Below are 25,813 nucleotides of genomic sequence, written 5' to 3' on the forward strand. Positions count from 1 at the left end.
TTTTTTCACACTAGGGTCAGTGCATTGAATCGAGCGACTTGCTGGATAGCGTCCGCGAATCGTTTCATTTCGCTCAAGCGGTTCGAACGAATTTCCTCGTCCTCAGCCATGACCATCGTCCCGTCGAAGTAAGCAGTGATATGCGGGACTGTCGCTTCGAGCGCTGCCATCGCAGCACGATAATCCGCCTTCTCGATCGCAGCCTCGACCAGCGGGATGGCACGTTCGATTTCCGAGTGGAGCGAACGCTCCGCCTCGTTCTCGAACAGGCTGGCATCGATCGCCTCGACCTTGTCCGCCTTCTTCGAGATATTCAGAACACGGCTTAGCTGTTCGACCGTGGTTTTGAAAGTAGACTCCTTAGCCGACTCCTCGAGCATCGAAGCCCGGTCCTCGACCGCTCCGACTGGCAGGTTCGTCGAGAGTGCTGCCTCGACGATGTCATGTCGGTGTCCAGCTTCAGAAAGACGGAACTTCAGACGCGTCCCGAAGAATTCACGGAGCGAGTCGATCAGCGTTTCAGCATCCGCGCTGTAAAGCCCTTCTTCAAGCTGTGTCTCAACGACGAAACGAATCAACTCGTCGAGCGTCATCGCAACATTCCGTTCCGACAGGATCTGTACGATTCCTTGCGCCTGGCGACGAAGGGCGTATGGATCCGCCGATCCGCTCGGCACCATTCCGACGCCGAAGAACCCAGCCACAGAATCCAGTTTGTCGAGGACGGCCAGGAGTGTCCCTGTCGCCGTTCTTGGACTTTCGTCGCCGGCGAAGCGCGGCATGTAGTGCTCACGGATCGCAGCAGCGACTTCCGGATCCTCCTGTTTCATCATCGCGTAACGTTCCCCCATCAAACCTTGCAGTTCCGTGAACTCGTACACCATCTGACTGACGAGGTCGAACTTATAGATCGCGCCTGCCCGGTCGACCTTCGACTGATCTGCGCCGAATCGGTCCGAGAGCGAGAGCGCCATCTTACGGACGCGTCGTACTTTCTCCCCTGTCGTCCCGAGCTTTTCATGGAAGACGATTTTATCGAGGCGCTTCGCCTGCGCATCGATGTCCGCCTTCTTGTCTTCTTCATAGAAGAACTGGGCGTCAGCGAGGCGTGCGCGAATCACCTTCTCGTTACCACGCGCTACGTTGTCGAGATGGTCAGCATTCCCGTTCCGGACCGTGACGAAGTACTGGAGCAGCTTTCCATCCTTTTTGACAGGGAAGTAACGCTGGTGTTCCTTCATCGTCGTGATGAGGACTTCTTCCGGCAACTCAAGATATGCAGGATCGAATCCGCCGAACAGGGCTGTCGGATATTCGACGAGATTCGTGACTTCTTCGAGCAACTCAGCGTCGATCGGGACCGTGAATCCTTCTTTTTCAGCAAGCTCACCGATTTGGCGCTCGATCAACTCGCGGCGCTCGCTGTAGCTCGCGATGACGTGCTCGCCCGCGAGTGCTTCAGCGTATGCGTTCGGGCGAAGAATCGTGATTTCCTGACCGAGGAAGCGGTGTCCGCGCGTCGTCCGGCCCGTCTCGACGCCGGCGACAGAAAACGGGATGACCTGATCATCAAGCAAGGCGATCAACCAGCGGATCGGACGCATGTAACGAAGCGCTCCTGTGCTCCAGCGCATGTTTTTCGGGAATGTCATCCCTTCGACGACCTGCTTGAGTCCGCCGAGCAGCGACGCCGTCTCTTTCCCTTCTTCCTTGCGTGTCGCGTAGACGTATTCGACACCTTTCTCTTCAGCGAAGAAGAGGTCATCGGCCGTAAGACCCTTGCCGCGCGCAAAGCCTTCTGCCGCCTTCGTCCAGTTGCCTTCCGCGTCGACAGCGATTTTCTTAGCCGGTCCTTTGAGTGTCTCCTCGAGGTCCGACTGCCGCTCCGACATTCCGTTGACGAGAACCGCAAGGCGGCGAGGCGTCGAGAACGTCTCAACGTTTTCGAACGTGATACGTGCATCGTTCAGGTAGTTCTCGACACGGTCCTTCAATTGTGCTTCTGACTGGAGGACGAACCGGGCAGGCATTTCCTCCAAACCGATTTCAAGTAGCAATTCATGCATGTGATTCACCTGCTTCCGATTTGATGAGTGGGAAGCCGAGGCGTTCCCGTTCTTCGATGAAGGCTTGCGCACAGCGGCGCGACATGTTGCGGACACGATGAATGAATCCTGTCCGTTCCGTCACCGAGATCGCCCCCTTCGCATCGAGGAGGTTGAATGTATGCGAGCATTTGAGGATATAGTCGTAAGCCGGGAAGACGAGATTCTCTTCGAGCGCACGGTTCGCTTCCTTCTCGTACTGATCGAACAGCGTAAACAGCAAATCGACGTCAGATGTCTCGAACGTATACTTCGAATGTTCATACTCCGGCTGATAGAAGATATCACCGTATTTGAATCCGTCCGTCCAGACGAGGTCGAAGACGCTCTCGACGTCCTGGATGTACGAGGCGAGGCGCTCGATGCCGTATGTGATCTCGACGGCGATCGGGCTGCACTCGATTCCTCCGACTTGCTGGAAGTATGTGAATTGCGTGATTTCCATCCCGTTCAACCAGACTTCCCATCCGAGGCCGGCTGCCCCGAACGTCGGATTCTCCCAGTTGTCCTCGACGAAGCGGATGTCGTGCTCAAGCGGATTGATGCCGAGCAGCTCAAGACTTTTCAGGTAGAGTTCCTGGATGTTGTCAGGTGACGGCTTCATGATCACCTGGAATTGGTGGTGTTGATAAAGACGGTTCGGGTTTTCTCCGTATCGACCATCGGCCGGACGGCGCGACGGCTCCGTGTAGCAGACGTTCCATGGCTCCGGTCCAAGGCTTCGAAGGAATGTCATCGGATTCATCGTCCCGGCGCCCTTCTCTACGTCATACGCTTGCATCGTCAAACAGCCTTGTTCGGCCCAAAATTTTTGCAGTGTCAAGATCATCTCTTGGACAGTCATCTTCAAAGGGTCCACCTCCATTTTTTTCGCGGAACGCAAAAACGCCCCTATGCACAACTCCGTTGTACATAGGGACGAGACTAGCCCGCGGTTCCACCCTACTTGCATGCAACGCATGCCACTCTTTCTTTGCGGAACGCTCAAAAATGCCTTTCCCATCCTGTCCCTTCCCGGCTCACACTGTCCCGGGATCGCTTGAAGAAACTTCAGATGGTACTCCTTTTTCTCAACGCGTTCACTATACATTTATACTATCGTCTACAATTCTACCGAACGTCGGAATGGATTGTCAATCCGTCCCGAGATCGCGCATCTGGTCGAGCACACGTTTTGAACGAAGACGAAGACCGCTGTATCGTTCCATATAGGCATCCATCAGCTGGCGAAGCAGACGCTTCGTTTCCGGTTTGATCGTCACCGTTCCGAGTCGGGAGAAATCGTAGACCGAAAATACGTAAAGCATCTTCGCGACTGATTCGCTCAAGAAGACCGACTGATCGTCCTCGTGCCGATGTCTTCGGCAAAGCAGGCCGCCGTGGGCGAGCGAAAAAGCGAAAGGAGGTTCCGTACCGCCGCAAATCGTACAACCGTTCAAATGAGGAGCGATGCCGAGATGCCTGAGCAGGCGAAGCTCGATGATCAATGCGACGACGTCCGGGTCAAGTCCTTCGTCCATCGCATTCAGCCCCTCGATGAAAAGGTCGTACAGCGCAGGGTGAGGCACGCGTTCGTCGAGCGCACGGTCTGCCAGCTCAAGGAGGTACATCGCGTATGACATCAGAAGGACATCTCGGCGTATATGTGAGAATCCCGTGATGATGTCCGCTGATTTCAACTGCCCGAGCCCACGTGCGCGCGGGTAGACGAAGACGCCTTGGACGAACGGCTGGCTCGCCGCATTGAATCGACTTCCGGGCTTTTTCGCACCGCGGGCCATCAGGCCGACCTTCCCGAAGTCCCGCGTGAACACCGTGACGATTTTATTCGATTCGCCGTAAGCGACCGTTCGCAAGACGAGTCCTTCCGCTTTATCGATCATCGCTTAGTACTCGTCGTCACGGAATCCGAGGTCGCGAAGCTGTGTCGATTTGTTGCGCCAGTCCTTTTGCACCTTCACCCACAGGTTCAAGTACACTTTCGAACCGAGCAGCATCTCGATGTCCGTCCGCGCCTCTGATCCGATTTCCTTGAGCAGCGATCCGCGCTTCCCGATGATGATCCCTTTTTGGGAATCGCGTTCGACGAGAATCGTAGCATGAATATCGACCATGTCCCCCTCTTCCCGCTGTTTGATCTGATCGATCGCGACCGCGATCGAGTGCGGGACTTCATCCCGGGTCTTTTGGAGCACCTTCTCCCGGATCATCTCCGAGATGATGAAACGTTCCGGATGATCGGTCACCTGATCCGCCGGATAGTACATCGGACCTTCCGGCAACACCTTCTTGATCTCACCGAGCAGCGGCTCGACGTTGTTTCCTTGCAGAGCGGAAATCGGAACGACGGCAGCGAACTCGAGTTCATTCATATACGACTCGATGATCGGCGGGAGGTCGTTCGGGTGAATCTTGTCGATCTTGTTGATGACGAGGATGACCGGCGTCTCGAGACCTTGCAGCTTCTCGATGATGAACTCGTCGCCCTTCCCTTTCGGCTCCGTCGCATTGACCATGAAGAGGATCGCATCCACCTCGCGGAGAGCGTTCGTCGCCACCTTCATCATGAAGTCGCCGAGCTTGTGCTTCGGCTTGTGGATGCCCGGCGTATCGATGAAGACCACTTGCGTGTCCTCCGTCGTGTAGACGCCTTGAACCTTATTGCGCGTCGTCTGGGGCTTATCGGACATGATAGCGATCTTCTGCCCGATCACATGGTTGAGGAACGTCGACTTCCCGACATTCGGTCGTCCGATGATCGAGACGAAACCGGATTTGAATCCATCCTTAAACATGTAGATCCCCTTTCGAGAATGCTCCAGGAAGAAGTTCTCCGACAGTCGTCTCAAGGACGTCACCCGTCAAGTTCGCAAGATATACTGGCATTTCAGGCGGGCAGAGCTCGACCATCACCTGACGGCACATGCCGCAAGGTGCGACCGGGCCTTCCGTATCGGCGACGACCGCCATCGCCACGTATTCGCGCGCGTCTTGCGCCCATGCTGAGAACATCGCCGTGCGCTCGGCACAGTTGCAAAGTCCGTATGCAGCGTTCTCGATGTTACATCCTTGGAAGACTTCACCTTCTTTTGTAAGAAGTGCTGCTCCGACTTGGAATTTCGAATATGGGACGTATGCTTTTTGACGAGCGACCTTCGCTTGTTCGATCAATTGTTCACGATTCATTTTAATTTCCCCTTTTACTTGTGGTCGGCTAAAAAGGCCGGATTCCTATTGTACCAAATGCGGAACGAATATGCATATAGCAATCAGCACAGATGTAAACGCCATCACGAGCACAGCTCCGCTTGCGATATCCTTTGCCGCCTTCGCGAGCGGATGCCATTCCTCCGTGACGAGATCGACCGTCCGCTCGAACGCCGTATTGAACAACTCAGCCGTGATGACAAGTCCATTCATCAGGAGGATGATAGCCCGCTCAGCGCCGGTCAGCGGAAAGACGAAGGTCGCTAAGGTGACGAGGAGTGCGATCGCGAAATGGACTTTCATATGTCGCTCTTCCTTGACCGCCTGCCTGATTCCTGACCAGGCGTGCCGAAATGGCAAGAACCACTTTCTCACAGCTCACCACGCCGGAGCTCGAAGTGACGAAGGATTTCCTCTTGCCGCTTCGTCATGACTGCTTCATCCGCCGGTTCGATGTGGTCGTATCCGAGCAGGTGCATGAATCCGTGGACGGCCAGGAACCCGAGTTCCCGTTCGAAGCGATGACCGTAGTCAGCCGCCTGCTCCTTGCATCGTTCGACGGAAATGATCAAGTCCCCGAGCAGGATCGGTTCATCCTCCCCCAGTTCGAAGTCGATCTCATCTTCGCCGAGCTCCTCCATGGCGAACGAGATGACGTCGGTTGCCTGATCCTTCCCACGCCAGTCGCGGTTGATTTCACGGATTTCCTCGTTCGTCACGAAAGTCACGGACACTTCGCTGTTCTTGTCGATTCCCTCCTGATCAGCCGCATAACCGAGAATCGCCTCGACGAGTTCGATTTGGTCAGATGTCAGCAAAGTTTGTTCGTCTGTCATGTAGATATTCATAAAGTAGCCTCTTTCTTGAGTTCAGGATATTCGATGCGTTGATGGAACAGGCCGGATAACGTCGTGCATGCACTTTCACCGACCCGGTTGATGTCCTGCGTCGTGATCGGACACTCGTCGAACTGTCCATCCATGACCTTCTCACGGATGATATGGGCGACGAGCTTCCGGATGCCCTCTTCTGTAGGCGCCTTCATCGAGCGGACCGCGGCCTCGATCGAATCGACGATCATGATGACGGCGGCCTCGCGTGTCCGCGGCTTGGGTCCCGGATAACGGAAATCGCCTTCTGCCACTTCTCCCTTTTCCTCCGCTTTGACATAGAAATAGCGGAGAAGGGAAGTCCCGTGATGTTCCCGGCAAATATCGATGATCGCTCGCGGAAGCTTGTACTGGGTCAGAAGATCAGCACCATCGGTCGTATGCGCCAGGATGACACGCGCCGATTCGATCGGCTCTAGCCTGTCATGCGGGTTGATGCCATGCTGGTTCTCGATGAAGTAAAGCGGCCGTCTCGTCTTTCCGAGGTCATGGTAGTAGGCTCCGACCCGTGCCAGCAGTCCGTCCGCACCGATCGTTTCACAAGCCGTCTCAGCCAGGTTCGCGACCATCATGCTGTGATGGTACGTACCGGGCGCTTCGACGAGCAGCTTCTTCAGGAGCGGATGCGTCGGATTCAACAGCTCAAGCAACCGGGTCGGTGCGAGAATCCCGAATGTCATCTCAAGGAACGGCAAGATGCCGATCGCGAGGATCGCGCTGAAGACACCACTAGCGGCGGCAAGGGCGAAGACGAATAGGAATTCACGCCAATCCGCCTGCCAGTTCCGGATCAATTGAAACGCTCCATACAAGAGGAAATTCGTCAGTCCGATGTAGAGACTGCTTATGAACACACGTCGCCGTGACAAGCTCGATCGCAGGAAGAATGTCGCGACCAGCCCGCCGACGACGAGATACAGCGAGACGATGAAACTGAAATTCTGATTCGTGCTGAAGAAGAACGTGCCGGCAAGCGCAGTGAAGAATACGCTCGCGAGTGCCACCCGCTCATTCATCAAGTTACGCAGTACGAGAGCAGAGAATGCGGTCGGTGTCGCAAGGAACAGATAGGTCGACACGTCATCCGTCAAATAAGCGATCGCGTAAGTGATCAGCAGCTGAGCCGTGATGACGATATATACGAGACTGAATATCTTCACTTGCCCCATCTTCGAATAACGAGGTTCTGAACGATTTATGAACAGGACGAGGAGCAACGTCATCATGGCGCTGAACAGGAGCGTGCCAATCAGCGGCTTGATCTTTTGCTGCTCACTGACGAGGCCCGTCAGTTCGAGTTGCCGGTAAGCATCCTGACTGATCACCTCGCCACGTTTGACGAGAACTTCGCCTTCAGAGATGATGATCGGCTCGACCTGGTCGCTCGCCTGCCTTTTCAACAGTTCCGTTCTCTCGGAGTCGTAGACATAGTTCGTCACGATCAGTTGATCCGTCAATGACTTCGCGATCGCTTCAAACGAGAACGACAGCAGGGAACGGTCGACGACAGCTCTCGCGTCTTCACGCGCTTTCGCGACTTCACCGCCGCCTGAAGCGATCCGCTCTTTCATCGTCTCCTCGATCGCTGTGACCGTCACATCCTTGACTGCATCCCTCGAGCCCTTGGCGGACCTTGCGAGCAGACGAAGTTCCTCGTCCTTCAGCAGGCTTTCGGCTTCCGTGCCACGTAGTCGTTGCTTCACTTTCGCGAAGTCGCTCCCCTTCTCGACCCCATCGAACGCTGCGAATAACTGTTCCGCCTTCGCGATCTGCTGCGAAGCGAACTCCTTCTTCACTGTATACTGGCCGACTACGGATGAGACCATCTCGTCCCGCAGTTCCGAGGTCGCCGCCTTGTCCTCGACGGTCAGCGGGGAACGGATGTCCTCGTTCGCAATCGAGAACATTTCTGATTGGATCGTTGCCGGACGCACGCTGACGTACATCAAGCTTGTCACTATTAGATAAAGACCGAGCGTCAAGAGCGTGACTCGGACATTCAGCTTACGCATCTTTCGCCCTCCCTGATTTTCGTGCACTTATTTGATTTCTTGACTGTAGGCGTCGATGATCTTTCGCACGAGCGGATGCCGTACGACGTCGCCTGAAGTGAAGTGTTCGAAATGAATTCCGCGAACTCCGGACAAAAGATGGAGCGCCTCTTGCAAGCCGGAAGCCTTTCCTTTCGGCAGGTCGACTTGGGTCAAGTCACCCGTGACGATCATCTTCGAATGAAAACCAAGACGCGTCAGAAACATCTTCATTTGTTCGCGTGTCGTATTCTGCGCTTCATCCAGGATGACGAAAGCATGTTCAAGCGTCCGTCCACGCATGTAAGCAAGCGGCGCGATCTCAATGACGCCTCTTTCGATCAGGCGGTTCGTATGTTCCACACCGAGAATGTCATGCAATGCGTCGTAAAGAGGTCGCAAGTACGGATCGACCTTTTCCTTCAAATCACCTGGCAAGAAACCTAGACTCTCTCCCGCCTCGACAGCGGGACGCGTCAGGACAAGACGTTTGACGGTGCCTTCCTTGAGCGCTTTCGCAGCCATCACGACCGCGAGATATGTCTTCCCTGTACCGGCTGGACCAATCCCAAACGACAGGTCGCATCGTTCGATCCCCCGAACATAACGTGCCTGACCGAGCGTCTTCGGGCGGAGCGGCTTCCCTTTGTGGTTCGTATGGACGACCGTCTCGTACAGTTCAAGCAATTCATCGACACGGTCCTGTCGCGCGAGCTGAATCGCACTCGTTGCGTCTCTTTCACTGAGGACGGCCCCCCGGCCGACCAGTTGCTTCAGCACACGAATGACGTCACGCGCGAGGACGACAGCTTCTTCAACCGGCGCTTGAACGATCAACTCGTCCCCACGGTGCGTCAGCAGGACATCAAGTTCCGCCTCGATCGTCTTCAATACGGCATCATTCGGACCAACGAACGCTTGGATTTGATCCGCGTTCGAGAAAAGAAATGGAATTCGTTCATTAAATGTCACTTTAAAGTGTGCCCCCTAATAAGAGTAGTCGTCGTTTAGAATCAACTCGTATATTTGTCTTCTTCACTTTACCATTTCAGACCCGAGACTTGAAGGATTATGAACACACGTTCCTTCAACGGAGGAGGACTCTCAGCCGTTCCCAGTATATATGTCACTGAACAGGAAAAGGTGATGCCGAATTCACTCGGCATCACCTTTTCCACTGTCTCACTTCCCTGTCAATCGCTTCGGAGCAGCCCCTTGGACCGGGCAGGAGCCGATCTACTTTCTTCCTTTGCGCCTCGACACGGGCCCTTCGAGTATCTCGTTCCAGATGATCGCTTGACGGATTTGTTCCTTCGACATTTTGACCGGACGTCTTTCATTTGCCCGCATCTCTGCTGCTTCGTCCGAAAAGACATCCGGTATGCTGCCGATGTCCGTCTTGGGATCCGGTACGGAGCGGACGCGGACGCGCTCCGGCATCCGTTCAGGCATACGATTCTCGACCTGTTCCACCTTCCGTTCGCTTCTCCTCCGGACAGGTGGTGGTGACGCTTGCTGCTCGATTTTCTCCTCAGCCTCGTTCACCATACGCTTCACATACTCACCGAACTCCTTCGAAGGGGTTCTTTTTTCTTCCGAACCCTTCTTGTCCGCGAGTTTCGAGACGGCAGAGATGATCCCGAAGACGATCAAGAGACCGACCCATAGAAATTCACCCATCGACGCTCACCACTCTCTCACTGCGTGTCGTTCGGAGAAGCTTGACCACCGATCGACTGACGCATTTTCGTGTCTGCCGTGACGTTCAGATAGTTCGCATAGTCCATGACACCGAAATTCCCGTCACGAAGCGCTTCTGCGATCGCAAGCGGCACTTCCGCTTCCGCCGCAACGACCTTCGCGCGCATCTCTTCTACGCGTGACTTCATTTCCTGTTCGCTCGCGATCGCCATCGCACGGCGTTCTTCCGCCTTCGCCTGTGCGATTTTCTTATCCGCTTCCGCCTGGTCAGCCTGCAAGACCGCCCCGATGTTCTTTCCGACATCGATATCGGCGATGTCGATCGACAAAATCTCAAAAGCCGTACCGGAGTCGAGTCCCTTCGCAAGGACGGTCCGGGAGATCATGTCCGGGTTCTCGAGGACTTGTTTCTGATCCTGACACGAACCGATCGTCGAGACGACACCTTCACCTACCCGGGCGATGACCGTCTCTTCGCCGGCACCGCCGACGAGACGTTCGATGTTCGCACGGACCGTGATTCGCGCTTTCGCCTTCACTTCGATCCCGTTCATGGCGACACCTGCGATGAACGGCGTCTCGATTACTTTCGGGTTAACAGACATTTGAACGGCCTCGAGGACATTCCGTCCGGCAAGGTCGATTGCAGCCGCACGCTCGAAACTGAGGTCGATGTCGGCACGGTGTGCTGCGATCAATGCATTGACGACGCGGTCGACGTTACCACCAGCAAGATAGTGGCTTTCGAGCTGGTTCGTGTTGAGGTTGATCCCCGCTTTGACGGCTTTGATCAATGGATTGACGATTTTCGACGGTGTGACCCGGCGAAGACGCATCCCGACGAGCGTGAAGATCGACACGCGCACACCGGCCGCAAGGGAACTGATCCAAAGCGGGATCGGGACGAGCGTGAAGAACAGAGTCAGGAAAATCAAGATTCCGCCCGCGACGAGCAATACTGTCAGCAATTCAGTTGTCATGTGAGTGATTCCTCCTTCGTTTTTGCGATCCTTACGATGACTCGGCCGTGCGTCACTTCCTTGACGACGACCTCTTCACCCGCACCGATGAAGCTTCCTTCAGTCACCGCATCGACCCGTTCCCCGTTGATCTCGATGATTCCGGCAGGCCGGAGAGGAGTCAGCGCCACGCCTGTCTGGTTCGTAAGCAATTCGCGCGGCTGGTGCGAAGAATAACCTTTCTCTCTAGAAGTGGAATCCGTCAAAATCAATCCCTTCCACAACAGTGACTGATTCGATTGGAGTCTTCGATATGCCCAGTACCCGATCGCAAGCGTCAAGAAGACGGCGAGTCCGATCGCAAGTCCAAGCTGTCCGACTGTCGCCCCTGCCATGACGAGGCTCGCGATGACAGCACCGATTCCAATGACACCGAACAATCCGAAACCTGTCACGAATATCTCGATGAGCAGCATGATGATCCCGATTAAAAATACAGCAAGGATCGTTCCTAAGCCGAATGACATCAGCTCATTCACCCCTTTTTCCAGAAAGTAGACGCACGAATCATTATGGTTCGACTGTTACATCCATTATATACGCAAAGCGACGGGAAAAGGTTTCACGATGCGTTAATTTTCAGATAATTTCACACACAAAAAAACAGGTGCCGGATTGGCACCTGTTCATCATGCTTGTTTCAATCGTTCCTTGACGAGACGATTGATCAATGCGCCGTCCGCCTTGCCTTTCAGCTGGCCAATGACGACACCCATCACTTTTCCCATGTCGGAAGGAGCCGAAGCACCCGTCTTCGCAATTGCTGCGTCGACGACCTCTTTGACTTCTTCTTCAGAAAGCTGTTCTGGCATATAAGCTTCGAGCACGATTATCTCTGCTTGAATTTTCTCGACGAGGTCAGGACGACCAGCGCTTTCGAATTCTCGGAGGGAGTCGTTGCGCTGCTTCATCTCACGTGCGAGCACGGTGAGTTCCTCCTCATCAGATAATTCTTGCTTCCCGAGTTTAATCGCTTCATTTTGCAGGGACGATTTCACCATGCGGATCGTCGTCAGACGGTCCTTTGCTTTCGCACGCATGGCTTCCTTCATATCCACTGTCAAACGCTCTTGAAGACTCATGAGGATACACCCTCTCTAACGTTAGAACTTCTTACGCTTACGCGCAGCCTCCGATTTAAGCTTACGTTTTACACTTGGTTTTTCGTAGTGTTTGCGTTTACGAACCTCTGCAAGCGTACCATCTTTTGAAACACCACGTTTGAAGCGGCGAAGAGCATCTTCAAGTGATTCATTTTTACGTACACGAGTTTCCACTAGTTTTCCCTCCCTCCGATATTACCGACTAAAGGAAACGTGTCAGACACGTCATACAACATTATAGTAGGAATATACAGAATGGTCAATAGTTGATTGACCTGTTCTTCCTGACCGGTCATATGCCTTTTATATTCCCTTATCGTCTCATGTCCTTCCTCGTTTGACAACCATTTCTCACAGCTGAAATTCATTTCAATTGAAATATCGATGTAACCGCTTTCGTAATGGAATTGAAATGTTTTGTCAATTCGGTGAACATTGTGTAAGAATGGAGACATTACGTTTGCAAGGAGTGGAACTATGAAAGAAGCAAAACGCATCCTTTGGGGTCTAGCGCTCGGAATCGTCGTCGGTCTCGTCCTCGCTGCCCTGCCGGATAAATCGATTTATACGAAAATCGATCTATACGCATTGAAACCGCTTGGGACGATTTTCCTGAACTTGATCAAGATGCTCGTCGTGCCGATCGTCTTCTTCTCGATCGCACTCGGTGTCATGGGTCTCGGCAATCCGAGGGAGCTCGGACGTGTCGGCGGCAAGGCGATCGGATACTTCCTGACGACGACGGCAGTCGCCATCGTCATCGCACTCGCACTCGCCTTGATCGTCAAACCGGGTGAGCGCGGTATCTTCGTCACGGAAGGACTGAAGAATGAAGTGGGAGAAATTCCTGACACGAGCCTCATCGGCACGATCACCGGGATGTTCCCGACGAACCCGATCGCTTCGATGGCGGAAGGCAACATGTTGCAGATCATCGTCTTCAGCGTCTTCATCGGGTTCGGGATCACGTTCCTCGGAAACAAGGTCCCTGTCCTTCGCCAGTTCATCGAGCAAGGCAACGATCTGATGACCTACCTGATCGGTCTCGTCATGAAGTTCGCACCAATCGGCGCGTTCGCATTGATCGCTTCCGCTGTCGGATCACAAGGATTCGATTCATTGAAAGCGATGTTCTGGTACATGATCGTCGTCATCGGTGCGCTCATCCTCCATTCAGTCATCACTTATGGCTCGACCGTCGCATTGATCGGCAAGATGAACCCGTTCTTCTTCTTCAGGAAGTTCGCACCGGTCATGTTGTTCGCCTTCTCGACGTCATCGTCGAATGCGACGCTCCCTGTCGCCATGCAGACTGCGCAGAAGGAATTGAAGGTGCCGCGCTCCGTCTCTAGCTTCGTCCAGCCCCTCGGTGCGACGATCAACATGGACGGTACGGCAATCATGCAGGGTGTCGCGACCGTCTTCATCGCGCAAGTCTATAGCCAGGAGCTTACCGTCGCTCAGCTCGCGACTGTCGTCCTGACGGCAGTGCTCGCTTCGGTCGGAACGGCCGGTGTACCAGGGGTCGGCCTCGTCATGTTGACGATGGTCCTCCAGTCCGTCAACCTTCCCGTCGAAGGAATCGCCCTCATCCTCGGCGTCGACCGTCTGCTCGACATGATGCGGACGGCCGTCAACATCACGGGTGACGCGGCATGCGCCGTCGTCGTCTCTAAATCGGAAGAGAAGAACCTCTCTGCCGAAGAGGACGAGGACGAAGAAGAACAGTACGCCTAAGAAGAAAATCACCTTTAAAAAAGCTGCACCTGTCCCCGAGGCCTCGAAGCCTCAGACAGGTGCAGCTTTTTCAGTTCTCCGTTCAAGTGAGTCGGACGAAGACGCATGTATCCTTCGTTCCACCGCCGTCGACCCGGAGACCTTCCTGCTCGAGGACTGCCTCAAGACGAAAACCGGCCTTCTCAGCGACGCGCCGGCTCGCATGGTTATCCGAGTCGCAGCGAATCTCGATTCGCTTCGCGCCGAGCTGAGAAAACGCCACCCTGCTCAGTCCCTCGACCGCTTCCGTGACGTACCCCTTTCCCGTCTCGTTCGTAACTGCCCAGTAACCGATTTCGAACTTCGGGATCGACCAGTTTATGCGCTGCAGACCACTCGAGGCGATGAAACGACCGCTTTCCTTCTCGAAGACGAGGTAGCGAAGATTGGTCCGGAGAATGAAGTCGGCGATCGCTTGCCTGAGGTTGACCTCGACATCATCGACCGTCTGATCGAGATGGGCGAACTCCATCCATGGCTTCAGCTCCTCGAGCGAAGCCTCGATGGCAGCATGGACTGCCTCACCGTCTCCTTTTCGCGGCATCCGGATCAGGAGACGGTCCGTCTCGAACGATTCCGGCACTTCAATCAATATCGGATTCATGAAAATTCCCCCCTTGTCTTCATCAGTCTAAGACAAGCGGGGAAGATTTCCTTATTTTTTTAAGACGAACGATGAGAGGCCTGACACTTCGACGATTCCGCTGACGTGCTTCAACGTCTTCGTTCCGGATCTCGTCCCGTCTGCGACGAGAGACCAGGTGCCTTCAGGCAGCTTGATGCTGACGCTGCCCTTGTTCGCGTTATGGATGACATAGAGGTCACCCTTCTCCTGCTCAACCTTATAGGCGACTACCTTCGCAGGCGCCTCCATGAATGAAAGGGCAGCCTTGATTTCCTTCGCTGTCGCCAGGCGCAGACCCGGGTTGTCCTTCCGGATCGCGATCAAGCCTTTCATGTAATCGACGTCTGCCTGACGGTCCATCTTCCGTTTCCAGTCGAGCTGGTTGACGCTGTCGGGAGACTTGTACGAGTTGTGGTCCCCGTTCTTCGTCCGCATGAAGTCCTGGCCGGCATGGATGAACGTCGTGCCTTGTGACGTCAGAACGATGCTCGAGGCGAGACGGTGCATCTTCGTTCTCGTCGCATCCGATTCAGCGGGGTTCGTCAGGTTCAGCTTATCCCAAAGCGTATGGTTGTCATGCGCCTCGACGTAAGTGATCGCCTGGTCCGGTTCCGTCGTGAACCCTTTGATGTTCTCGTCGTACTGGATTTCACCGACGATCCCGCGCTTGATCCGTGCCTCCATCCCATCCTTGCCGTTGACGAAGCCGGCATCGGTATCGAGGAAGACGCTGCCTTTCAGGGCGTCGCGCAAGTTATCATTGAAATGTCCGATATGCGGCATCTTAGCGGCATTGTTCTGGTTTGCCTTTTGCTCGGCGGCGAGCGGCGTGCCGAGATCCCAGCCCTCCCCGAAGACGAGAATCGTCGGATTGATGCTGTCGACCGTTTTTCGGACTTTATTCATCGTTTCGACGTCATGGATACCCATCAAGTCGAAGCGGAACCCATCCCAGTGATATTCAGAAGCCCAGTATGCGACCGAGTCGACGATCAGCTTCTGCATCATCTTACGCTCAGAAGCGGTATCGTTGCCGACACCCGTCCCGTTCGCGAGATCACCCGATTCCGTGTAGCGGTAATAATAACCAGGTACGATTTTATCGAGGTTCGACGCTTTCGCATCGAACATATGATTGTAGACGACGTCCATCACGGCGCGCAATCCATTATCGTGAAGTCCCTGGATCATCTGCTTCATCTCCATGATCCGGACTTTCGGCGCATATGGGTTCGTCGAGTACGAGCCTTCCGGCGCATTGTAGTTCTTCGGATCGTATCCCCAATTGTAGGTCTTGAGCGGATTCGTCTCATCGACTGAAGCCGTATTGAAATCGTAGACCGGGATGAACTGGACGTGTGTGATCCCAAGCTCTTTCAGATGGTCTAGCCCTGTCTTCGTCGCGAGCTTCTTACCGCCCTTCGTCAATCGTGTATCTTGTTCGATGACGCCGAGATACTTCCCTTTGTTCTTGATGCCTGAATCATAACCGCTGTCTGTCACGTCATACATCGAGAGATCACGGACATGCGTCTCATAGATGATGGCGTCCGTCGCTCGTCTCAACTTCGGTTTGTCAGACGACCAGCGCTTCGGATTGGTCTCTTTCATATCGACGATCACACCTTGATCGCCGTTGACCGATACGGCCGTCGCGTAAGGGTCGACCGCACGGACAGTGTCCTTCGCGTGTTTCACCTCGAACGTATATCCGATCTCATCGAGGTCGCCTTTGACTGTCGCGACCCACGTCCCCTTCGCCTCGCGCTTCATCTCGATTTCGCTATAGATGTCCTTCGCGGTCGTCGGCGACTTCTTTTGTAGACGGTACAGCTCGAGCTCGACCGTCTGCGCAGTCGGCGCCCACAGACGGAAAGACGTCTTCGATTTCTTGTACGACGTGCCGAGTTTGCCGTCGTAAGCGTATTTCGCATCGAATTCTTCTGAACGGAGCACTTTCCCCGCTTCGAGCGTCGCTCCTTCGAACGCAGGGTGCGTCGCTGTGATCGTCTTCGCGAGATCGATGTCTCTTTCGACCTTCACCTGAACCGTCTTCGAATCGATGAGCGTCAAGCCCGGCATCTCGAGGTTCGTAAAGCTGAACTCCTTCAACTGCGCCTCCGTCAAAGGCGTATTCGTCTTGAGCGTCATCTCGCGGAATGAGTCCGCAACGAAACTCGAGATTCGCGGCGTCCGGTCGATTTCAGGCTCACTGTAATAAATCGTCGAATCGCCCTGGATCAGCCAGATGTCCTTCGCTCCTGCATAGAAAAATCGATCTTCTCCGTCCTTCTCCGACCAGCCCTCCTTATGAGGGATGATGCCGGCGAGACGTTGCTTCGTCGCATTGTCGAGTTCGACTGTCGCGACTGCACCGAACGCATCCGTCTGATTGAATTCGAAACGTCTACCGTCGCCGTTCTTCGGCCACGACCATGCGCCGAATTGCGCGTAGTCGCCATTGTATCGATAGTAGTGGACGTTCGTCTTCACGTGTTCGACGTCTGTACCTTGAGTAGGATTTGACGTGTTGATCCCCGTCTTGCCGGACTCGATCCACACTTCAGCCACGCCGTCCTTGATCATGTCTTGCGTGATGAAACGATCATTTTCCGATCCTGCATCCTTCGACCAGTTGTCATCGCGGACGATGAATCCGATTTTTTCCGGCTGGTCGACCGGCAATTCGTAGATAGCAATCTTCCCGTATTCATCCTCCGCGTTGAAAGGATGGGCCTTGTTCGGGAAATGGTCCGGCCCGTTCGTCCAAAGCCACAGGTTCCAGTCATGCGGGTTCGCTGCATCCTCCTTGTAATGGATGATGACGAGTGTCTTGTCGTCGGCTGCAAGTCCCATGTTCGGGAACAGCGTCAATATCAGTGCAAACGTTAGCACAACTGCACATGCGCGTCTCAAAATATCCAATGTCGTTCCTCCCATTCGGTGAAATCGCTTTCACGAATAGTTTGCCTATAAAAAACATTCCTGTCAAAAGATATTTCACCACATGAAAAAAATAGGACTTTCTCCTCTTTTGTCAGACCACTGGACGGAGGATAAACAATCCCTCCTGTTCAAGCGATTCGTTCCAGACCAAAAAGACCGGCTTCCGATTGTGCGGAAGCCGGTCTCCTGTTGTTTTTTCAGCGCTCCTCGATCAGACGATCGAGCTTCTGCTTGACTGACGAGAGAGAACTTTCGTCCGCGAAGAAATACCAGACACCGTCCTTCGCGATGTACCCTTCCCCTTCGAGAGTCAGAGGACGCAGCTGATCAAATCCTTTCCTGTTCTCTTCCGCCAGCTGCGTCGCTTCCTCGAAGGTCACGTTCGTCTGGATGTTTTTCTCCATCACTTTCGCAAGCTTATCGTAACGGAACAGCGTGTCAGTACGCTTCAGTTTTTTGACGACGGCCTGCAGCACTTGACGCTGTCTGATTTGCCGGCCCGTATCCCCGAGTGGATCATCTTTTCGCATCCGCGCGTAGCCGCTCGCTTCCAATCCGTTCAACTCGATATTGCCTTTCGGGTAATCCTTTTGGAGACGCCGGTCATTCCAGCTGAAAGCAGACGGATTATCGACGGTTATCCCTCCGACCGCGTCGACGAGATCGATCAGACCTTCCATGTTGATTTTGGCGTAATAAGGGATGTCGATCTCAAGCAGCCGTTCGACGGCGCTGACAGTCTCATCCACTCCTCCGTAGGCATATGTGTGGTTGATTTTCGTCTTCTCCCCGCTTTCGAGCTCGACATGCAGATCACGCGGAATCGAAAGCGATTTCGCCTTTTCCGTCTTCGGATTGAACGAGAGGAGGAGAAGCGCATCCGCCCGCCCCTTGTCGTTTTCCCGTTCGTCGACTCCAATCAGAAGGATATGGAACGGTCGCATCGCGCGAAGCGGCTGTTTCTTCTCGCCGCTCATCGGTTTCAGCAAAGTGCTCGTCGTCTCTTGAATTTTCAAGAAGGCAAAACCGGACGTCGCACTGAGTACGAGGACCAGCAGCAGCAGGACTGTGCTGATGATGCGCCAGACATTCCTCTTTCCTTTCCGGTTCGTTCGTGATTGCAATGGGAGCACCTCCTTACAGAGTCCGTTCGTACATCGGCATCATACCTGAGATGTTCGAGTTGTGGAGGAACAGGACGGCATCGACCTGCTTTTCCTTCGCATAGTCCGACACATCGAACGACTTCTTCGTGTAGCGAATGTCGACGACCTCGATATCCATGCTGCGCGCAAGGAAAGGCAAGACAGGATTTGCGAAGGAGTCCTTGACGACGAGAATCCTCGGACCATCCTCTTTCGAGCTGATCGACATCAATCCATGGTTTCCGTTGAGAAAAGCCTCGTACCGGTCGACATAATCTCCCTTCTTCCGCATGAAGGACTCATCGATGACCTTGTTTCCACATTTACCGTCGTAACAGACGTCGAGCCCCTTGAATTGTTCTGGTCCGTAATACTCGATCGTATCAGCGCTCTGCACATAGGCGAGAGTCGTCTTGCGGGCGAGTGAGCCGTAATAGCTTTCCCCGCTCCGCTTCTTGTCTGCCGGATTCATTTCAGATAACTCGATCTCAGGAAACTTCTGTTTGAGCGCTCCTGTGATTTCCGCATAGGCGATATATGCCCCGTCGATGTTCCAGTGGTGGTCGGTCTTGAAGTAGTTCTCGATCCGCAGATCATCAAGTGAGATCGACTCTATCCCTTTCGCCTCGACCTGGTCGATCATGGCATCGTGCCGCTCGGTCGCGTTCGAGGCGACATAGGACGGTAAAATCCCCTGCTTCTCCGCTATGACGGTCTTCGACGGAGCCAAGGCGAAATAAACAGGTACGCCGACGTCACTCGCGAATTTCTTGAATGCTTCCGGCACCGGTCGAGTCTTCGTGTCGGCAGGTTCAATCATGTAACCGTTGCGTGCGGTATAGATTCCGTTTCGGAACGGCTGTCTGAGGAATTCCCGCGCGACGAGCGCCTGTGCTTCGACGAGCGTCCCTCTGAGCGCGAGCTGATCAGTGAAGTATTTCTCGAACGATTGTGCATATTCTCCGCTGACGACACTGTCGACGGTCGGTGACTGGAGCGTCGCGAGCTTTCGGTTCTCGAGCTGGGAAGCGACACGGTCCTCCTTGATGATCGTCCACGTCCCGACGGCCAGCAGGACGATGAGGAAGGAGGCGATCGTCAAACGCATCATCCAGTCTTCGAAGTTGAATTTCCGCTTCACGGGCAACGACTTACGCTCTTCGTTTTGACCAGGTCGCACTATCCGTTGCATGATTGCACCTCCTTAAAATCTGAAATAAATGAACGGATTGAACGTGCTCGCGACAAGTGCGGCAGTCGCGAGGAAAAATAGAAGCATCGCATATCCGTATTGCACGGAAAGTCCGACCGGTCCGAGTTTCTTGACGATGATCGTCCCGAAGTAGAGCGGAATCGGGGTGGCTGCGATGCAGGCGATGACCAGCAATACACCGTTTTGGACGAGCTGATAGGTCGCCCTCGCATCCCATACTTCTTGCGGCAGGAACATCGCTTGCAGATACGCGATGGCGTCCGGGAAGGTCTCCGCCCGGAAGAACACCCAGCCGACGAGCACGAGAATCAATGTCGTGACGTGCGCGAGCGCCGGCACTTTTTTCAGCCATTTCCCGAGGAACGCCTTCTCGATCATGATCCAGATGCCGTAATAGGCACCCCATGCGACGAATGTCCAGCTCGCCCCGTGCCATAGCCCGGTCAAGAGCCAGACGATCGCCAGGTTTCTGTACTGATTGAATGGCCCCTTCCGGTTACCTCCAAGCGGGATGTAGACGTAGTCACGAAACCACGTCCCGAGCGAGATATGCCAACGTCTCCAAAATTCAGTCACCGAACGCGAGATATACGGATAGTTGAAGTTCTCGAGGAAATGGAAGCCGAACATGAGACCGAGGCCGATTGCCATATCGCTGTATCCGGAGAAGTCGAAATAGATTTGTAACGCATATGCGATGACCCCGATCCAGGCGAGGCCCATCGACAAATCATTCATATTGAAGATCGTGTCTGCCACCTGCCCGCAACCGTTCGCGAGAATCAGCTTCTTCGACAGACCGACGATGAAACGCCTTACCCCGTGTGCGAATTCCGGCACCGTCTCATGCCGGTCATTGATTTCGGTCGCGACCGTCTCATAGCGCACGATCGGACCCGCGATCAACTGGGGGAACAGGGCGATATAAAGCGCAAGATCAAGCGGATTCTTTTGCACCTGTCCCTTCTCGCGATAGACATCGATGACGTAGCTCATTGCCTGGAACGTAAAGAAGGAGATCCCGATCGGCAAGACGACGTTCGGGACGAACAACTCGAGACCGAATGACTGATTGACTGTCGTCATGAAGAAGCCGCTGTACTTGAACCAGCCGAGGATCGAAAGGTTGACGACGATCATCGCCGCCATGATCCATTTGACCGAGACATGCTCCCGGTAGCGGTGAACGAACAGCGCGAACAAGTAGTTCACGCAGATGCTGAGCAACATGATCGTCACGAACTTCGGCTCCCCCCAGGCATAGAAGAACAGACTTGCAAGCAAGAGCCACAGGTTTCGGAACCGGCGGGGCAACGTGTGATAGACGATCAAGACGAGCGGCAGGAACAGGAACAAAAAGACTGTCGAGCTAAATAACATGATCCTGCCCCCTTTCAGCAAAGGATATCAACTCGCAGGACAGGTTCGTCAATCGCACCGCGAAATCGCCTGTCCCTATGAACTTGAACGCAATTTTGAAATAGACGGCACCTTCGACCCGTTCGATTTCGACCGGTAGTGATTCGTGCCCCGAGAGGACGACCGTCTCCGTCTCGGATCGCATCCTCTTCGTGTTCCCGTATTGCATTTTGAACAGCTGGACTTCGAGGGGCGACTCCACTTCGAAGGTGAAGATGAACCTTATCCGGTCTGAGTCGTTGAAGCTCGCATCCTTGCGATACACCTTCGACGGCGGGTATTGAAAGGATTGGTCGAACAGCTGGACATACAGCTTGTCCTCCTCTTCCGCGCCGTTGAACTCGAACTTGATTCCGGCCTCTGTCTCGAGGATCGTCGCCTTCTCTTTCGTCCCTTGCGGATAGAACTGGTAGCATGCGAGCCGCAAAGGACGGATTTCATTCATACCGTGACCTCTTCCAACATGATGGCATCGACGATTCGTTCGGAAGCATGCCCGTCTCCGTATGGGTTACTCGCTTGCGCCATCTTGGCACATGCCGCTGGATCGCTCAGGAGTTCATCTCCCGATTCGAAGATGGAACGCGGATTCGTCCCGACGAGGCGAAGTGTCCCGGCCGCCACTCCTTCTCCCCGCTCCGTCGTATCCCGCAGGACGAGCACCGGCACACCGAGCGACGGCGCTTCTTCCTGTATTCCGCCAGAATCCGTCAAAATCAGCGTCGAGCGCGCCGCGAAGTTATGGAAGTCGAACACATCGAGCGGCTCAATCAAATGGATTCGCTCAATCCCCTCAAGTTTCCGCGAAGCCTCCAGCACGACCGGATTCGGATGGACGGGGAAGACGATTTCGATGTCGGGGTGTGCGGCATGCAACCGGATGATCGCGTCGAAAATGACTGAAAGACGCTCGTGATTTTCCCGCCGATGGACCGTCAGCAGCACAAGGCGCCTCTCCCCGATTCGCTCGAGCACCGGATGTACATAGGAGTCCTTCACCGTCGTCTTGAGCGCATCGATCACCGTGTTTCCCGTGACGTGGACATTCGTAACCTTACCTTCGCGCCGGAGATTTTCTGCCGCCTGTTCCGTCGGAGCGAAATGAATGTCCGCGAGAACGCCGGTCAGCTGACGGTTCATTTCCTCCGGGAACGGCGAATATTTCTCATATGTCCTTAGACCGGCCTCGACATGCCCGATCGGAATCTGCTGATAGAAGGCGGCGAGCGACGTAGCGAACGTCGTCGTCGTGTCTCCATGGACGAGGACGAGATCAGGCTTTTCCGTCTCGAGCACTGCCTTCATCCCACTGAGGATTCGAGCCGTCAATTCCTCGAGCGTCTGGCGAGGAGCCATCAAGTCGAGGTCATGGTCGGGCACGATTTGAAACAGATCGAGTACCTGATCGAGCATTTCACGGTGTTGCGCCGTGACGACGACGACTGGCTTCACTCCCTCTCTTTTTTTCAGTGCTTCGCAAAGCGGTGCCATCTTGATTGCTTCTGGTCGTGTTCCGAATACTAGCATGACTTTTTTCATGAAGAGATTCTCCTGTCTGACTCGCTTTCGACGACGGTTTCACCACGGATCGATTCGACCGCTTCATTCCCTCGCTCCTGTCGCTTGCGTGTCACATAATCTGTGATTTGCCGTTTTGGCATCTGTTTGTGCCAGTGGAGGTATTTGTTGTACTCCGCCATGACCTCCTCGGTCGGACCGAACTCACGGATTTCCCCGTACTCGAGCCACATCACCTTCGAACAGAATTGGCGCACCTGACTGAGGGAATGACTGATGAAGAAGATCGTCTTTCCTCGGTCACGGAACTCACGCATCTTATCGAGGCACTTCTCCGTGAACGTCTGATCCCCGACCGACAACGCCTCGTCGATGACGAGGATGTCCGGGTCGATGTTGATCGAGATCGCGAATCCGAGCCTCGCCCTCATCCCGCTCGAGTACGTCTTGACCGGCTGATCGATGAAGTCGCCGATATCCGCGAATTCGAGGATATCCGGCGTGATAACATCGATCTGTTTCTTCGTCAACCCCATCATCAACCCTTTTAGTTCGATGTTGTCCCTGCCCGTCAACTGGTTGTTCAATCCGCTCGAGATGGCGATCAGCGCTGATTTCCCGCGTAGCGTCACCCGTCCGTATGTCGGTGGGGTGACGTTCGCGAGCAGCTGCGAAAGCGTCGACTTGCCGCTGCCGTTGATGCCGACGATGCCGACGATCTCGCCTTCCTCGACGGAGAATGAAATATTCTTGAGCGCATAGAATGCTTTTCCATTGATTTTTCCGAAGAGGACTTCCTTCAGCTTGTCGATCGGCTTGTCATACAGGACATAGCGTTTCGACACATTTTCAAACACGACGTGCTCCATCTTGCCCCTCCTTACACATAGTCGATGAAATACCGGCGGAACCTGACATGGACGGCCGCCCCGACGAACAGGATCAATCCGACGACACTCCAGAAGTAGACGCCGTACCAGACATGTTCCATCAGAAACCCTGTGCCGATGATGGCCGATCGGTAACCTTCGACGATGTAGACGAGCGGATTGATCATCAACAGCATCCGGAACAGCTCGTGGTCCGGCGGCACCCACATGATCGGTGTCAAATACATCAGCATCCGGATGCTCGATGTGACGACGTTCTGGACGTCCCGGATCATCGTCGCAAGCGCAGAAAGCAGCAGGGACAATGCATAGAGGAAGATGACGCCTGCCGGCACGATATAGAACAGCTGCAGCGTATGCCAGCCCGGCAGATAGCCGAATGCCGCAGCAAGGATGACCGTCAGGAAAATCATCGCGACGTGGCGATAGAATTGTGCCAGGATGACGTAAGCCGGTATCGTACTGAGCGGGAAATGCATCTTCGAGACGAGGGCGACCCTGCCGTAGATCGAACGCGTCCCTCCAGGAATACCGCTGCCGACGAAGAACCAGGCAATCAAGCCGCTGACGAGCCAGAGTACGAACGGGATGCCGTCGACCGGGCTGCCTCCCCTGATCCCGAACCCGAAAACGACCCAATAGACCGCAATCTGCAGAAGCGGGGTCATGATTTCCCAGAACCACCCGAGATACTGCATGCTGTACTGGCTCTTCATCTCATAAAGTGAAAGCCGAAAGATCAAATATAGATGATCTTTCAGCTCTTTTAGAACGGTCTGGATGGCGTTCATGCCGTATGCACATCCGCTTGCTCAGGACGGTACGTATGCAGGTTGCCGTAATTGAGTACCGTCACGCCGGCCATAGGGGCTACGATTGCCTTCGTATCGAATAGAAGCGTCTGACGCATCAGACTTTTCAACCGTACGGCGCTGAACTGCTTGAACTCATCGTGGTCGACGAGGACGAGTGCGAGGTCCGCACCTTGTAATGCGCTCGTCTCGTCAGTCAGTTCGAAGCGCGGAGAGATCGAACGCTCGACGTGCGGATCACAGACCGAGACGTCGATGCCCGAATCGAGCAACTGATGGATGACCTCGACGGCAGGACTTTCACGCATGTCGTCGACGTTCCCCTTATAGGTGACACCGAACACGGCGACTTTCGGATTCTTGATGTTCGAAAGGAGGTCTCTCGATCGCTCTGAAACGAATCGCGGCATCGAGGCGTTCGTCTCGCGGGCGGTCCGGATGATGCGTGCCTGCTCCGGAGCCTTCGCGACGATGAAATACGGATCGACCGCAAGGCAGTGTCCTCCGACACCCGGTCCCGGATGATGCAAGTTCACCCGTGGATGCATGTTCGCCATCTTGATGACATCGAGGACGTCGATTTCGAGATGATGACAGATTTTAGCGAGTTCGTTCGCAAGTGCGATGTTGACATCCCGGAACGTGTTCTCCATCAACTTCGACATCTCGGCCGTCTTCGCGTCCGTCTTGACGACCTCCCCTTGGACGAATGTCCCGTACACTTTCGCCCCTGCTTCCGCGCATGCCGGCGTGATGCCGCCGACGATCCGGTTATTGTAGATGAGTTCGTGCAGGATTTGACCAGGCAAGACGCGTTCCGGACAATGAACGAGGAAGAGGTCTCGACCGACCTTGAACCCTGCCGCTTCGATGAGCGGCAAGACGTGATCATCCATCGTTCGCGGTGCGATCGTCGACTCGACGATCAGGACATTCCCTGCTTCGAGATAAGGCAATGTATTCCGAACGGCAGATAGCACGTATGTGAGGTCGCATGATTTCTCAGCGTCGTCCCGGTTCGGCGTCGGGACGGCAATCAAAAACACATCCGACTTTTCGGGAACGAGAGAGGCACGGAACTTTCCATCTGCTACGACACGTTTGATCACGTCCTCCAGTCCAGGTTCTTCGATATGGATTTCTCCTGAGTTCAACGTCTCGACGATTGCCGGGTCGATGTCTACACCGACTACATCGACGCCGTGGGCAGCGAACATCGCGGATGATGGGAGACCGATATAGCCAAGTCCGATCGTACAAAGTTTCATGGTAGATTCCTCCGTCTAGTTGAATGATGGGTCACGCAAGCTACTGTCCTTTCATGACCTGACGTCTTGAGGTTATCGGGATTCCAATGGAAATCCAAGGGTTCTTACCATCTCTTAAACTACTCTTGACGTTACTTACAAACGGG

General features: G+C 54.4%; 25 protein-coding genes. 1 reads left to right on the top strand and 24 read right to left on the bottom strand.

Going from position 1 to position 25,813, the window contains the following annotated elements:
• Window positions 1-5: 5 nt before the first annotated feature.
• The 14 genes from glyS to rpsU all read right to left on the bottom strand — a co-directional run bounded on the left by glyS (window position 6) and on the right by rpsU (window position 12,229).
• Complete coding sequence (glyS, locus tag DFG60_RS03745) at window positions 6-2,066, bottom strand: glycine--tRNA ligase subunit beta (protein WP_114570404.1); 2,061 nt, start codon at window positions 2,064-2,066, stop codon at window positions 6-8.
• Window positions 2,059-2,949, bottom strand: a complete 891-nt coding sequence (gene glyQ / locus DFG60_RS03750; RefSeq protein ID WP_198661544.1) for a glycine--tRNA ligase subunit alpha — start codon at window positions 2,947-2,949, stop codon at window positions 2,059-2,061. The genes glyS and glyQ overlap by 8 nt, the downstream gene beginning before the upstream one ends.
• 289 nt (window positions 2,950-3,238) lie before the next feature.
• On the bottom strand, window positions 3,239-3,988 hold the full coding sequence (recO, locus tag DFG60_RS03755; protein WP_114570406.1) for a DNA repair protein RecO: 750 nt from the start codon (window positions 3,986-3,988) through the stop codon (window positions 3,239-3,241).
• 3 nt (window positions 3,989-3,991) lie between these two features.
• Window positions 3,992-4,900 carry a GTPase Era gene (gene era / locus DFG60_RS03760; protein WP_114570407.1) on the bottom strand — a complete coding sequence of 303 codons (909 nt, stop codon included), beginning with the start codon at window positions 4,898-4,900 and terminating at the stop codon, window positions 3,992-3,994.
• Window positions 4,893-5,291 carry a cytidine deaminase gene (locus DFG60_RS03765; RefSeq protein WP_114570408.1) on the bottom strand — a complete coding sequence of 133 codons (399 nt, stop codon included), beginning with the start codon at window positions 5,289-5,291 and terminating at the stop codon, window positions 4,893-4,895. Before DFG60_RS03765 ends, era begins: the two co-directional genes overlap by 8 nt.
• A 45-nt stretch (window positions 5,292-5,336) precedes the next feature.
• On the bottom strand, window positions 5,337-5,687 hold the full coding sequence (locus DFG60_RS03770) for a diacylglycerol kinase family protein (protein ID WP_114570409.1): 351 nt from the start codon (window positions 5,685-5,687) through the stop codon (window positions 5,337-5,339).
• Window positions 5,684-6,160, bottom strand: a complete 477-nt coding sequence (gene ybeY / locus DFG60_RS03775; protein ID WP_114570410.1) for an rRNA maturation RNase YbeY — start codon at window positions 6,158-6,160, stop codon at window positions 5,684-5,686. Before ybeY ends, DFG60_RS03770 begins: the two co-directional genes overlap by 4 nt.
• The gene (locus DFG60_RS03780) at window positions 6,157-8,214 is read right to left on the bottom strand and encodes an HD family phosphohydrolase (RefSeq protein WP_114570411.1); all 2,058 of its coding nucleotides are present in this window, start codon (window positions 8,212-8,214) and stop codon (window positions 6,157-6,159) included. The genes ybeY and DFG60_RS03780 overlap by 4 nt, the downstream gene beginning before the upstream one ends.
• A 27-nt stretch (window positions 8,215-8,241) precedes the next feature.
• Entirely contained in the window at window positions 8,242-9,204 is a 963-nt protein-coding gene (locus DFG60_RS03785) for a PhoH family protein (protein WP_114570412.1), read from the bottom strand.
• A gap of 264 nt (window positions 9,205-9,468) precedes the next feature.
• Window positions 9,469-9,912, bottom strand: coding sequence for a hypothetical protein (locus DFG60_RS03790; protein ID WP_114570413.1), 444 nt, complete (start codon window positions 9,910-9,912; stop codon window positions 9,469-9,471).
• Window positions 9,913-9,929: 17 nt separating this feature from the next.
• Complete coding sequence (gene floA, locus DFG60_RS03795) at window positions 9,930-10,913, bottom strand: flotillin-like protein FloA (protein ID WP_114570414.1); 984 nt, start codon at window positions 10,911-10,913, stop codon at window positions 9,930-9,932.
• Window positions 10,910-11,419: an NfeD family protein gene (locus tag DFG60_RS03800; RefSeq protein ID WP_114570415.1), complete on the bottom strand. Its 510-nt coding sequence runs from the start codon at window positions 11,417-11,419 to the stop codon at window positions 10,910-10,912. The genes floA and DFG60_RS03800 overlap by 4 nt, the downstream gene beginning before the upstream one ends.
• Before the next feature lie 162 nt (window positions 11,420-11,581).
• The gene (locus DFG60_RS03805) at window positions 11,582-12,034 is read right to left on the bottom strand and encodes a GatB/YqeY domain-containing protein (RefSeq protein ID WP_114570416.1); all 453 of its coding nucleotides are present in this window, start codon (window positions 12,032-12,034) and stop codon (window positions 11,582-11,584) included.
• A gap of 21 nt (window positions 12,035-12,055) precedes the next feature.
• On the bottom strand, window positions 12,056-12,229 hold the full coding sequence (rpsU, locus tag DFG60_RS03810; RefSeq protein WP_012369719.1) for a 30S ribosomal protein S21: 174 nt from the start codon (window positions 12,227-12,229) through the stop codon (window positions 12,056-12,058).
• Window positions 12,230-12,532: 303 nt separating this feature from the next.
• Between rpsU and DFG60_RS03815 the strand changes: the two genes are divergently transcribed.
• Window positions 12,533-13,792, top strand: coding sequence for a dicarboxylate/amino acid:cation symporter (locus DFG60_RS03815; protein WP_114570417.1), 1,260 nt, complete (start codon window positions 12,533-12,535; stop codon window positions 13,790-13,792).
• Window positions 13,793-13,874: 82 nt separating this feature from the next.
• Here the strand turns inward: DFG60_RS03815 and DFG60_RS03820 are convergent, their stop codons facing one another.
• From DFG60_RS03820 to DFG60_RS03865, 10 genes are all read right to left on the bottom strand, one after another.
• Window positions 13,875-14,435 carry a GNAT family N-acetyltransferase gene (locus tag DFG60_RS03820; protein WP_114570418.1) on the bottom strand — a complete coding sequence of 187 codons (561 nt, stop codon included), beginning with the start codon at window positions 14,433-14,435 and terminating at the stop codon, window positions 13,875-13,877.
• Between the two features lie 51 nt (window positions 14,436-14,486).
• Complete coding sequence (pulA, locus tag DFG60_RS03825) at window positions 14,487-17,396, bottom strand: type I pullulanase (protein ID WP_114570419.1); 2,910 nt, start codon at window positions 17,394-17,396, stop codon at window positions 14,487-14,489.
• A 203-nt stretch (window positions 17,397-17,599) separates the two neighbouring features.
• A complete protein-coding gene (locus tag DFG60_RS03830) occupies window positions 17,600-18,535 on the bottom strand; it encodes an LCP family protein (RefSeq protein ID WP_408608650.1) in 936 nt (311 codons plus the stop codon).
• 4 nt (window positions 18,536-18,539) lie between these two features.
• Window positions 18,540-19,739: a DHHW family protein gene (locus tag DFG60_RS03835; protein WP_114570421.1), complete on the bottom strand. Its 1,200-nt coding sequence runs from the start codon at window positions 19,737-19,739 to the stop codon at window positions 18,540-18,542.
• Window positions 19,740-19,751: 12 nt separating this feature from the next.
• Window positions 19,752-21,140 (bottom strand): MBOAT family O-acyltransferase, encoded by a 1,389-nt coding sequence (locus tag DFG60_RS03840; protein WP_114570422.1) that lies wholly within the window; start codon window positions 21,138-21,140, stop codon window positions 19,752-19,754.
• Entirely contained in the window at window positions 21,130-21,624 is a 495-nt protein-coding gene (locus DFG60_RS03845; RefSeq protein WP_114570423.1) for a hypothetical protein, read from the bottom strand. The genes DFG60_RS03840 and DFG60_RS03845 overlap by 11 nt, the downstream gene beginning before the upstream one ends.
• Window positions 21,621-22,718, bottom strand: a complete 1,098-nt coding sequence (gene wecB / locus DFG60_RS03850; protein WP_114570424.1) for a non-hydrolyzing UDP-N-acetylglucosamine 2-epimerase — start codon at window positions 22,716-22,718, stop codon at window positions 21,621-21,623. The genes DFG60_RS03845 and wecB overlap by 4 nt, the downstream gene beginning before the upstream one ends.
• Window positions 22,715-23,566 carry a teichoic acids export ABC transporter ATP-binding subunit TagH gene (tagH, locus tag DFG60_RS03855; RefSeq protein WP_114570425.1) on the bottom strand — a complete coding sequence of 284 codons (852 nt, stop codon included), beginning with the start codon at window positions 23,564-23,566 and terminating at the stop codon, window positions 22,715-22,717. Before tagH ends, wecB begins: the two co-directional genes overlap by 4 nt.
• Window positions 23,567-23,577: 11 nt before the next feature.
• Complete coding sequence (locus DFG60_RS03860) at window positions 23,578-24,378, bottom strand: ABC transporter permease (protein ID WP_114570426.1); 801 nt, start codon at window positions 24,376-24,378, stop codon at window positions 23,578-23,580.
• Window positions 24,375-25,667, bottom strand: coding sequence for a nucleotide sugar dehydrogenase (locus tag DFG60_RS03865; protein WP_114570427.1), 1,293 nt, complete (start codon window positions 25,665-25,667; stop codon window positions 24,375-24,377). The genes DFG60_RS03860 and DFG60_RS03865 overlap by 4 nt, the downstream gene beginning before the upstream one ends.
• Between the last annotated feature and the right edge of the window lie 146 nt (window positions 25,668-25,813).

The organism is Exiguobacterium flavidum, from assembly GCF_003344535.1.
Taxonomy (GTDB): Bacteria; Bacillota; Bacilli; order Exiguobacteriales; family Exiguobacteriaceae; genus Exiguobacterium_A; species Exiguobacterium_A flavidum.